7 protein-coding genes, 1 tRNA gene and 2 pseudogenes are annotated in these 11,326 nt (G+C 71.7%); 6 read left to right on the top strand and 4 right to left on the bottom strand.

Going from position 1 to position 11,326, the window contains the following annotated elements:
* Positions 1–31 precede the first annotated feature (31 nt).
* On the bottom strand, positions 32–442 hold the full coding sequence (locus tag U6N30_RS08120; protein WP_324276866.1) for a helix-turn-helix transcriptional regulator: 411 nt from the start codon (positions 440–442) through the stop codon (positions 32–34).
* 213 nt (positions 443–655) lie between these two features.
* Here U6N30_RS08120 and U6N30_RS08125 point away from each other — a divergent pair.
* The 4 genes and pseudogenes from U6N30_RS08125 (at position 656) to U6N30_RS08140 (ending at position 4,350) form a co-directional block, all read left to right on the top strand.
* Positions 656–751 (top strand) — tRNA-OTHER (locus U6N30_RS08125).
* A gap of 86 nt (positions 752–837) precedes the next feature.
* Positions 838–1,766 (top strand): annotated as a pseudogene (gene selA / locus U6N30_RS08130) (L-seryl-tRNA(Sec) selenium transferase); the annotation flags it as partial.
* Between the two features lie 375 nt (positions 1,767–2,141).
* Positions 2,142–3,923, top strand: coding sequence for a selenocysteine-specific translation elongation factor (selB, locus tag U6N30_RS08135; RefSeq protein WP_324278207.1), 1,782 nt, complete (start codon positions 2,142–2,144; stop codon positions 3,921–3,923).
* Positions 3,924–3,975: 52 nt separating this feature from the next.
* Positions 3,976–4,350 carry a PH domain-containing protein gene (locus tag U6N30_RS08140; protein WP_324276867.1) on the top strand — a complete coding sequence of 125 codons (375 nt, stop codon included), beginning with the start codon at positions 3,976–3,978 and terminating at the stop codon, positions 4,348–4,350.
* 57 nt (positions 4,351–4,407) lie between these two features.
* Here the strand turns inward: U6N30_RS08140 and U6N30_RS08145 are convergent, their stop codons facing one another.
* Positions 4,408–5,079: an enoyl-CoA hydratase-related protein gene (locus U6N30_RS08145; RefSeq protein WP_324276868.1), complete on the bottom strand. Its 672-nt coding sequence runs from the start codon at positions 5,077–5,079 to the stop codon at positions 4,408–4,410.
* Between the two features lie 114 nt (positions 5,080–5,193).
* Between U6N30_RS08145 and U6N30_RS08150 the strand changes: the two genes are divergently transcribed.
* Positions 5,194–6,459: a coproporphyrinogen-III oxidase family protein gene (locus U6N30_RS08150; RefSeq protein WP_324276869.1), complete on the top strand. Its 1,266-nt coding sequence runs from the start codon at positions 5,194–5,196 to the stop codon at positions 6,457–6,459.
* A gap of 243 nt (positions 6,460–6,702) precedes the next feature.
* On the opposite strand, the gene U6N30_RS08155 is transcribed toward U6N30_RS08150, so the two are convergent.
* Positions 6,703–7,539, bottom strand: a complete 837-nt coding sequence (locus U6N30_RS08155) for a pentapeptide repeat-containing protein (protein ID WP_324276870.1) — start codon at positions 7,537–7,539, stop codon at positions 6,703–6,705.
* Between the two features lie 494 nt (positions 7,540–8,033).
* Positions 8,034–9,439 (bottom strand): annotated as a pseudogene (locus tag U6N30_RS08160) (IS1380 family transposase).
* Positions 9,440–10,887: 1,448 nt separating this feature from the next.
* Here U6N30_RS08160 and U6N30_RS08165 point away from each other — a divergent pair.
* Positions 10,888–11,319 (top strand): hypothetical protein, encoded by a 432-nt coding sequence (locus tag U6N30_RS08165; RefSeq protein WP_324276871.1) that lies wholly within the window; start codon positions 10,888–10,890, stop codon positions 11,317–11,319.
* Positions 11,320–11,326 lie beyond the last annotated feature (7 nt).

Below are 11,326 nucleotides of genomic sequence, written 5' to 3' on the forward strand. Positions count from 1 at the left end.
GGCCATCAGGCGCGGCCGCCGGGGAGGACCGTCAGCCGCGGCGGTGCAGGCCGGGGCGCCGACGGGGCGCGACCCAGCTTCCGGCCGGCGGGATGCCCTGTCGACGGCGGTGCACCCAGCCCGGTGAGCTCACGCCGGGGGCGGTCTCACCGGTCGGGTTCGCGGATTCGATCCGGTCGACGCGGAACCAGCGGAGCGCGTCGCGCTCCCGGCACCACGCCACGAGGAACAGCTGGTCGCTGCTCTGGACGACCAGCTGCGGTTCCACCTCCCGCCGCGTGGCCTGGCCCTTGCCGTCGCGGTAGCGCAGCGAGACGACCCGGCGCCGGGTGACGGCCTCCTCGACGACCGAGCGGATCTCGGCCGACCGGCCTGCCTCGGCGCTCACCCAGAGACTGGTGGCCAGGAGCTCGGCGCGCCGGCGAGGATCGGGCTCGAGCACCTCCAGGACCTTCTCCAGAGCGCCCCGCCCCGCCTCGGAGTAGGGGCCGTCGGGCCGGGCGGCCAGGGCGACCGCGACGGCCGCCGCCTCCTCGGGGCCGAGCGTGACCGGGGGCAGCGTCGCGGCGGGGAGGACTCGTGGTGGTTCACGATCGGGATGCTGGCACCGCCCTCCGACAATTTCCGGCGACCGCCGCCCCGTAAGGTGGCCGGCGGAGGCGTCAGGGTGTCTGGTGACCCCCGCGGCCTCTAAAGCCGACGTGGCCGAGCATCTCGGTCAGGCGGGTTCGATTCCCGTCCGCCTCCGCCAGAATTTTCCCCGATCCAGCACCGCGAGAGCGAGCTGAAGTCGACGAACGGGTGAGAACGATCGAGTTCCGCCTACGCTGCGGGGCGATGAGCGCCGATCCCCGCCGGCAGGTCCCGCGCACCGACACCCTGCTCGCCGACCCGCGGCTCGCCGCCGCGGGCGAGCGGCTGGGGCGTGGTCTGGTCAAGGGCGCGGTGCAGCAGGTGCAGCAGCGGATCCGGAACGGCGAGGTGGCGCCGCCGGAAGCGGTCGATGCGGTGCTCGCCTCGCTGCCGGGGACGGCGAGCAGCCTGCGGCCGGTCCTCAACGCGACCGGCGTCCTCGTGCACACCAACCTCGGGCGCTCGCCGCTGTCCTCCGCGGCCGTCGAGGCGATCGCCGCGGCCGCCGGCACCACCGACGTCGAGCTGGACCTGACCAGCGGGCGGCGAGGTCCGCGGGGCGAGGCGGCCATCGCTGCCCTGCTCGACGCGGTCCCGGCCGCCGAGGCCGCGATCGTCGTCAACAACTGCGCCGCCGCGCTGGCCCTGGTCGCGACCGCCCTCGGCCAGGGGCGTGAGCTGGTGCTCGCGCGCGGCGAGCTGGTCGAGATCGGCGACGGCTTCCGCATCCCGGAGCTGCTGACCTCCACCGGCGCCCGCCTGCGCGAGGTGGGGACCACGAACCGGGTCACGCTCGCCGACTACCGGGGCGCTCTCGGGCCGGAGACGGGGCGGTGCTCAAGGTGCACCCGTCGAACTTCGTCGTCCGCGGGTTCACCCGGCAGGTGGAGGTGGGCGAACTGGCCGGCGCGCTCGCCGGGACGGGCACGCCGCTGGTGGCCGACATCGGGTCCGGACTGCTGCGCCCGCATCCGCTGCTGCCGGACGAGCCCGATCTGCAGAGCACGCTGGCCGCCGGCGCCGATCTCGTGCTGGCCAGCGGTGACAAATTGCTCGGCGGCCCGCAGGCGGGGCTCGTCCTGGGCCGGACGGAGCTCGTGCAGCGGCTGCGGCGGCATCCGCTCTACCGGGCCCTCCGGGTCGACAAGACGACGCTCGCGGCGTTGGAGGCGACGCTGCGCGGGCCGCTGCCACCGGTGCAGGAGATGCTCGCCGCCGACCTCGAGGGGCTCCGGCAGCGGGCCCGGGGCTGGCCGCGCGCTTCGCCGACGCGGGCCTCGATGCCCGGGCCGTCGACGCCGACGCGCGCGTGGGCGGGGCGGAGCTCCCGAGCACCCGCTGGGCAGTGCGGCAGTCGCCCTGCCGGAATCCTTCGCCGTCCTGCTGCGGCTGGGCACCCCGCCGGTGGTCGGCTACGTGGAGGACGGCCGCACGCTGCTCAACCTGCGCAGCCTCCCGCCGTCGGCGGACGAGGAGCTGGCCGGTGCGGTGCTGGCGGCCGCCGCACGATGACGCCTCCAGAGACGGAACAGTCGGACGTCAACCACATGGACGTCATCGCCACGGCCGGGCACGTGGACCACGGCAAGTCCGCCCTCGTCCGCGCGCTCACCGGGATGGAGCCCGACCGCTGGGCGGAGGAGCGCCGCCGCGGCCTGACCATCGACCTCGGCTTCGCCTGGACGACGCTGCGCTCGGGTCGCCGGGTCGCGGTCGTCGACGTGCCCGGGCACGAGAAGTTCGTGGGCAACATGCTCGCCGGCGTCGGGCCGGTGCCGACCGCCCTGCTGGTGGTCGCCGCCGACGACGGCTGGTCCGCCCAGACGGCGGAGCACGTCGCGGTGCTCGACGCGCTCGGCGTGCGGCACGCGTTGCTCGCAGTGACGAAGTCCGACCTCGCCGACCCGGCGCCGGTGGTGGCCGACGTCCGGGAGCGGCTGGCGGCCACGTCCATGGGCGACGTCCCCGCCGTCGCGGTCAGCTCCGTCACCGGCGACGGCATCCGCGACCTCGGGACCGCCCTGGAGGCGCTGCTGGTCGGTCTGCCGCCGGCCGATCCGTCCGCGCCCGTGCGGCTGTGGATCGACCGCGCCTTCACCATCCGGGGAGCCGGCACGGTGGTCACCGGGACCCTCGCGGCCGGGAGCGTCGCCGCCGGCGACCGGCTCGTGCTCGGCGGCCGGGACGTGGTGGTCCGGCGGGTGCAGTCGCTGGGAGCGCCGGTCGAGCGGGCGACCGCCGTCGCCCGCGTGGCGCTCAACCTCCGGGACGTCGCGGTCGAGGCACTCTCGCGCGGCGACGTCCTCCTGACCCCGGACGCCTTCCGCTCCACCGAACTCGTCGACGTGGCGCTCGACGGCGAGCAGGGGAGCGGTTGCCGGCCGAACCGGTGGTGCACATCGGATCCGCGGCCGTCGCCGCCCGGCTGCGGCCGCTCGAGGGCTCGATGGTCCGCCTGCGGCTGGGCGCGCCCCTGCCGCTGCGCGTGGGGACCGGCTCCTGCTCCGCGATCCCGGCGCTCGAAGGGTTCTCGGGGCCGACGTCCGGGACGTCGACCCGCCGGAGCTGCAGCGACGCGGGGCGGCGCGCGCGCGGGCCGCGGACATGGCCGCCCAGCCACGGGGGCGGCGGGGGCCGCGGTCGACCTGGCGCGCCGCAGGATCGTCCGGACCGAGGACTTCACGGCGATGGGCTGGCCGATCCCGGAGGGTGCCTCCCTCCACGGCGGCTGGCTGATGGCCGCCGGACTGCAGGACGATCTCGCCGCCCGCGTGCCCGACGTCGTCGTTCGCTACCGGCGGCTGCGACCGCTGGAGCCGGGACCGCCGGTCGAGGTGGTGCGACGCGCCCTCGACCTGCCGGACGCCGAGCTGGTGGCCGCAGTGGTCCGCCCGCCGCTGGAACTGCGCGCGGGACGGGTGGTCGACGCGGCCGCCGAGCTCCCGCCGGAGGTGCAACGGGCGGTCGACGAGATCCGGGCTCGGCTCGCGCAGGACCCGTTCGCCGCTCTCGAGGCGCCGGACCTGGTCGCGGCTGGGCTGGGGGTGCGGGAGCTGGCCGCAGCCGTCCGCAGCGGGCAGCTCGTGCGGATCGGCGACGGCGTCTACCTCGCGCCTACGATCGCCGAGGTCGCCCGGGCCCGTCTCGCGAGCATCGAGCAGCCGTTCACGCTGAGCCAGGCCCGGCAAGCCTGGGGCACCAGCCGTCGGGTGGCGGTCCCCCTGGCCGAGTGGCTCGACGCGCAGGCGGTGACGGTCCGACTCCCGGACAACACCCGCCGCCTGCGCTGAAACTCCGGCGTGGATGACGATAAGTGCCACCTTGAGCACCTAACGTGCGGTCGTGATCGACTTCTCGAACGGCTCCGTCTTCAAACTCAGCGCCATCCACCCGCAGGAAATCGGCCCGGCCGTCGCGCCGCTGATGATCCAGAACGAGCAGATCGTCGCCTGCTTCAAGGCCATGCGTGACTTCGTCGTCTTCACGAACAAGCGGCTCATCGCCGTCAACGTGCAGGGGATGACGGGGAAGAAGCGCGACTTCACCTCTCTGCCCTACAGCAAGGTCCAGGCCTTCTCGATCGAGACGGCGGGCACGTTCGACCTCGACGCGGAGCTCGACCTCTGGTTCAGCGGCCTGGGCAAGGTACGGCTGGAGTTCAAGGGCAACGCCGACATCCGGCAGCTCGGCCAGATGATCGCCACCTACGTCCTCTGACGTCGGAGGCTCTGCTCTGCCGACGAGCTGTGGGCAGAGCAGGGCCTGCTGAGACATCTAGTCGCCGCTCGGCACCCAGCGGGCGGAGCGCTTCTCCCGGAAGGAGGCGATGCCCTCCTGGCCCTCCTCGCTGGCGAAGAACCGGGCCGAGAGGTCGAGCAGCTCGTCGAACTCCAGCGCCGTGCCGGCCCGCAGCAGGCGCTTGGTCTCGGCCAGTGCGGCCGGCGCGCCCGCAGTGAGGTGCACCAGCTGCGCCCGGACCTCGGCATCGACGACGTCGTCCGGGACGACGAGGTCCACCAGGCCGCCGCCCACCGCGACGTCGGCGTCGAAGACCTGGCCGGTCAGCATCAGCCGGTGCGCCACATGCGGCAGCATCCGGGGGACGACGACGGCGGAGATGACGGCCGGTACCAGGCCGAGCCGCACCTCCGAGAACGCGAACGTGGCCGAGGCGCCGGCGACCACGACGTCGCAGGCGGCCAGGAGCCCGACCCCGCCAGCCCGCGCGGGCCCGCGCACCACCGCCACCACCGGCTTGGGCGACGACCAGATCATCTCGAGGAGGTCCGGGAACTCGCGGACCCCCTGGTCCTGCACGCCACCGCCCGCGGCCTCGGCGAGGTCCATCCCGGAGCAGAACACCCGCCCGGTGTGGTCGAGCACGATGGCCCGGATCGCGTCGTCGGCCAGCGCATCGGACAGGGCCGCCCGCAGCTGCGTGCGCACGGCGCGGGACAGGGCGTTGCGGTTGGCGGGGAGTCGAGGGTCAGCGTCGCGACGCCGCGGGACACCTCGACCTGCACCACACGATCGGAAGTCACACCCGGCATCCTGCCGGTCGTGGGCGCCGGCGCGGCACACTGGGAGCAGATGAACACCGTCCTGCCGCTGCTCCCGGGTCCCGGCGTGCCGGCCGGCGCGCCCGGTCCCGACGCCCTGCCGGACAGCGCGCGCGAGCACCTCGCCACCACGCCGTTCGGTCTGTACGTGCACGTGCCCTTCTGCGCGACCCGCTGCGGCTACTGCGACTTCAACACCTACACCTCCGACGAGCTCGGCCCGGGCGCGAACCGCGCCGAGTACGCCGGGACGGCGATCGCCGAGCTGCGCCGGGCCGCGGCCACCCTCGGCCCCGAGCTGCCCACCGTCTCCACCGTCTTCGTCGGCGGGGGCACCCCGACGCTCCTCCCGGCCGACGACCTCGCGGCCGTCCTCGCCGAGGTCCGGCGCCTGTTCCCGGTGTCGGACGACGTCGAGGTCACCACCGAGGCCAATCCCGAGACCGTCGACCGCGGGTACCTCTCGCGGCTGCGCGAGGCCGGCTTCACCCGGGTCAGCCTCGGCATGCAGTCCGCCGCCGAGCACGTGCTCGCCGTCCTCGATCGCCGGCACACCCCGGGGCGGGCGGTCGAGGCGGCGCACGAGGCCCGCGCCGCGGGGTTCGAGCACGTCAACCTCGACCTCATCTACGGCACGCCGGGGAGACCGACGCCGACTGGGCCGCCTCCTGGACGCCGTCCTCTCCGGCCCGGTCGACCACGTGAGCGCCTACGCCCTGATCGTCGAGGAGGGCACCCGGCTGGCCCGCCGGATCAGGAACGGCGAGCTGCCCATGCCGGACGACGACGTGCTGGCCGACCGCTACGAGCAAGCCGACACGACCCTGCGCGCGGCCGGCTTCGACTGGTACGAGGTGTCGAACTGGGCGACGTCGGACGCCGCCCGCTGCCGGCACAACGAGCTGTACTGGGCCAACGCCAACTGGTGGGGCGTGGGGCCGGGGCGCACAGCCACGTCGGCGGGCTCCGGTGGTGGAACGTGAAGCACCCGGCCGCCTACGCCGACCGGCTGACGGCCGGCACGAGCCCGGCGCAGGACGCCGAGCTGCTCGACGACGCCGACCGCGCGCTGGAGACGATCATGCTCGGCCTGCGTCTGCGGGAGGGCCTGGCCCTCGGTCTCCTGTCCGACACCGGCCGCGCGCGGGCCGCGGACTGCGTCGCCCGCGGTCTCCTCGACCCTGTCGCGCACGCAGCGGGCCGCGCCGTCCTCACCGACCGCGGACGGCTCCTCGCCGACGCCGTCGTCCGCGACCTCACGGATTAGTCCTGGGGCACCAGCCTTGGCTGCATGCCGGCGGAGCGGGGCGTGGGAAGGCGTTCGTTCCAGCGCCTCAGCTGAGGCCAATGAGCCGCCCATGGGGCTTCTTCCCAGACGCCCGTCGAGCTCTGCCGCTTGATCCGATTCCCGCGGGAGCGCTCAGCTCGAGGCGACTCGGTGCCCCTGTGCGGCCCACTACGTGACAGATGCTGGGCACTGTGCCTGGTGGATGAGCGCAGAATCGCGGCCCTATCCGCCGCAATGAGCGACGGCGGGGCGCTGGAACCGCTGCGGCCAGATCGTGCGGTTGTCGAAGCAGACGTCGGTGAGGTTCGCGCCGGTGAGGTTCGCGGACGAGAGTCCCGCGCCGGTGAGATTCGCGCCGGTGAGGTTCGCGTCGGTGAGGTTCGCGGCCCAGAGTTCCGTGCCGGTGAAGTCGGCGTAGGAAAGGTTCGCGCCGCTGAAGCTCGCGTACCAGTGGTCCTGGCCGCTGAGATTGGCGCCGGTGAGGTTGGCGCCGCCGAGCTTCGCGTACCAGAGGCTGGCGCCGGTGAGGTCCGCGCGTGGGAGGACCGCGTCGGTGAGGTTCGCGCCGGTGAGATTGGCGTCGGTGAGATTCGCTTCGGTGAGGTCCGCGCGGGTGAGGTCTGAGCGGGTGAGGTCCGCGCCGATCAGGTCCCCTTCGGTGAAGTCCGCGTCGGTGAGGTCCGCCCCGGTGAGATGCGCGTCGGTCAGGTTCGTCGCACGAAGCGAAGCGTTGTTCAGCTTGGCAGTGACGAGCCCGGTTTCTCTCATGTCTGCTGAGTCGAACGTCGCACAACGGGTCAGATCGGTTTTCGGGCAGCCGAGATCAAGGCCATTGAGGCTTGCGCCTCTCAGGAGCATGCTTCCGAATGGTTTCAAGCTGGTCCGGTCCCCAGACCGGTCTCTGACAAAGCGGAGATTCTCGAGAACCTCCTGCTGGTCAGCGCGGCGTTCCTCTGCCTCTTCCTGCAGGTCGGCCCGGCGTTCCTCCGCCTGCTCCTGGCGCGTGGCGATTCGATTGTCCAACGTGAAGGTGACCGCTACGGCGAGCAGGGCAATCAAGGCATCTCGAACTATGTGGTAACCGTGTCGACGGAAGACCGATGCGACAGGGCTACCGCGCCTTGCCCCCGTGATCCCTGGCGCCTCGCTCCTGATCTTGCGGGCCCGCGCCGAAGGTCCAGCCAGCCGGCTATGGCTGTTCTGGGGTGGGCGTGGGTGTCGTGTGAGGGTAGACGGCGCGAACGAGGCTGCATGACTGGCCTCCTGAGGTCGCCGCGTCGCTGGCGATGCCTTGCGCGGGCGGACATCAGTGCATCATCGCCAGCCGCTCGGTAGCGAGATCTGGTGCCGCCCCCGCTCGACGGCTTGACAGCGGGTCGTGGAGCTTCCGGTCCGAGCCGGCCAGCCGGGTCCCTTAGCCTCGATCCACCGACTGAGCGGGGGCATGGTTCGTTCTCGGGCGAGGTGGCTGCGCTGGCGTCAGGGCGTGAAGGAGCCGCCGGTCTGCCCGGCACTTCCACTGTTGCTCCTGCTCGTAGGGACCGGCGGCGTTGTCAGGTCACCGTGGCGGCGGGTCGTGTGAGAAGGGCGTCGTAGAGCGCTGACCACTCCTTCTGCCAGGGCCAGCGGTTGGGCAGGTGCAGATGGAGGCGTCGGGCGGAGGTCGCGATCCGGGCCGGGACGTGGATGAGCTTGCGGCGGATCGTCGCGGTTGCCGCTCTGGCCAGCGCGGGGCTCGTGGTCACCGTCGCGGCGGCGCGGGTGAGGTTGAAGGCCATGACGGCGCAGACCAGCCAGGCCGCGTTGGCGTTGAAGGCACCCGAGGGCAGGTGGGCCAGGGCGGAGGCCTTGAGGTCGGCGTGGACGTTCTCGATGATCGCGTGCCGGCGGTGGGTTTGGTCCGCGGCGACGGTGTCGAGGTCGGCGGGTGCGGTGGTGGTGAAGAAGGCGTGGAAGCGCCAGGTGTCGAACAGCGTCTCCTGTCCGGTGCTCTGCGTGGGATTGAGCTCGGGGATGCGGCGGACCACGAGCCGGCCGGAGACCTGGTCGGCCTTCTTCTTCGAGACGAACGCGGTGAACGGGATCTCGGCGACCTGGGCGTTGGAGACCCAGGTGCCGGTGGCCTGGTCGTAGATCGCGTCGGTGTACTTGATCGTGGTCCACGCGTCCTCGCCGATCGTCGTGATCGCGCGCTTGACGGCGGGGTCCATCCGCACGGTGATCGAGACCTCGGCGCCGGCCTTGAGCGCGGCGGTGACCAGGGCGTGGGAGTAGAACGCCGAGTCGGCTCGCACCAGCACGTTCCGGCCGGTGAGCTGGCTGCGGCGGATCAGCGCGAGGGTGTCGGTGGCCAGCCGGGCCGCCCCGCGCGGGGAGCCGACCGAGCCCTTGCGCAGGCGCTGGGCGGCGATCACCGGCGCGATCTGATCGGTGGAGACGGTGGCGAGCAGGGCGTTGAGGCCCCGGACCCCGGAGTAGCCGAACGCGGCGCCCTGCTTCTGGTATCCGTGGACCTCCACGATGGTGTCGTCGATATCAACGAGCACCGTGCCCGAGTCCTCCACGCGGCCGAGCAGCTCGGTGTGCTCGGCGAGGTCGACCAGGAACCGGGAGGCGACCGCGTCGGCCTGGCGGACGTGGCCGAAGGCGAACGAGCGCAGGAACGACCCCAGTGTCGAGGGGCGTAGGCGCCGCTGAAGACCTTTCCCATGCCGCCGTGCCGCAGCAGGGCCATGTCATCGATGCTGTCCGCGCCGGCGGCCATGCCTGCTACCAGCGAGGACAGCTTCAGACCGGCGTTGGCGCCCTTGTCGGTCGGCACGCTCATCCGCTCGTCGGTCAGCTCCCGCAGCCCGGCCTTGCCGGCCAGCGCCATCAGCGGAACCAGGCCTGCCGCCGACACGAGGTTGGGCTCATCGAACGTCGCGGACACCACCGGGCGGGTGTGAGAAAGTTGCATCTACGAGATGCCCTTCTTGAACTGGCGATACGGACCTTAGACAAGTCGTATCTTCCCAGGTCAGAGGGGCATTTCGGCGTTCCCGCGCCCGTCCGCGGCGCTCAGCCCATCGGTGGATCGAGGCTTAGCGGCCCCAGTAGCGGACAGCGTGCCGCGAAGGTGTCGGAGCGAAGGGCCGCGAGCCGGGCACTCGTTCAGGCGATACGGCACCCGACGGCGAGGCGATGCCCGAATTGGCCGCTACGTTGAGCCGGCTATGAGCGACCGAGAAGTGACCTATGCGGGGTCCACCTCGCCGCCTGGACGGTGTGGGCCGCAACGTGGGTAGTGGCGATCATCCGAGCCGGCGGCCAGACCCAGATAGTTGCCGACAGCCCGGCTGAGTACGTAGGGCTCGGAATCCTTATCGTCAGCTGCTTCACGCTGGTGTTGAGCGCGGTCGCCGGAAGGCTTCGCGTCGGGACGCTCCGAGCGACGTACGGCCCTGTTGCAGCGGCTGCGGCCATGCTCGGGCTGATGCTGCCCTGCGCAATCCGGACAGCCCGCGGATCCACCAGCGGGGCCTCCGCCCAACGACGTAGGGAGGAGCCATGACTGAGACGACAATCCTGGCGGCCGTCTCTCAGGACTTTCCGATAGTCCTGTCCGCCGGCCTTCCCGTGATCGCCGTGTTGGAGCTGTCGTCCTCTTCTTCATGAGGAAGAGGAAAGTGACTAGCGACAGCCCGGGTCTCCTAGGCCGCCCTGTGTCCCAGCGCGGCCCAATCAGGGGCACCCGCGTGGATGGAGTGAGTTCGTCGCGATGGCGCAGATGGATGAGGTCTGCTGAGGTCTCAGTGACGGGAAAGATCTTGAGCGGTGACTGCGGGAGGCCGCGATGTGGGTGTGGGTAGGGCCGAAGTTGATGCGCCCTGGTAGCCGATTCAGCAGGGTCATGTGGCTGGTCAGCCTGCCCGTAGCGGCGTTCCTCATCTGGTTTGGATGGACGCGGGTGGGCACGGGATCTACCGGAGGGGCTGGCATTTCTCGTCATCTGGACTCTGGGCATCGTTGCCATCGAAGCCTGGAACTTCCGCACCGTGTACCTGGGACGAGGGCGGCACGCCGAAGCGGTTCAGCGGGCAAGCGACGAGCAGGGCTCACGCTGATTCGCCGTAAGTGAACGGGTCCCACCGTGTCCCCAAATTCCCCTGGAGGGCCTGCACCGATGGAGACGCTGCTGGCGGTCGGACTGGGGCTCTTGGTCATGGTCCTGGTCTTCGCCAAGTACGGGCTGATCACGAAGCTTGCGGAGAGGAGGAAGAAGGGTCCGTGAGGTCCGTGGACCGTGACTAGGTCGATCTTTGAAGCCGCCTTCTGTCCCTGAGCGGCCCACCTAGGGACGAACATCGGCCGGGCATAGGTTGATGTGGTGGACGTCGTCGTAGAGGTGGGCGGCTGGGAGCACGAGTGCTGCGGGAAGCCATCGAGCGGAACCAGCTCGTCGACCTCCAGTGCATCCGCTACACCGGGCCGGACGGCCGGCTACGCCGCGTCGAGTCGCACCACGGCGGACTCAGCGTCGCGGCCGAGGAGCGGGTCCACGGACGCGTGATCGAGATCCAGGTGGTCGAGGACGACGGGACAGCGCAGCCGATCCATCGCGTACCGAGCGGGCAGGCGCTGCGCGGCTACGACGGCGACGACGGCCACCTCGAGGCCCCTGGACCGGTGACGTCGTGGCATCGAACAGCGTGGAGTTCCTCGTCACCGTTCGGACGGCGCGGTAGCCGTCACCGGCCGTTGCGCGAGCCACCGTTCGGCCTCGCTCAAGCAGATTCCTGCTTCGCCTGGCAGGTGTCCCGTAGCGGCCCACTAAGGGACACGTTTCCCGATTCGTGAAAAATCC

It is taken from the genome of Blastococcus brunescens (assembly GCF_035320885.1).
Classification (GTDB): domain Bacteria; phylum Actinomycetota; class Actinomycetes; order Mycobacteriales; family Geodermatophilaceae; genus Blastococcus_B; species Blastococcus_B brunescens.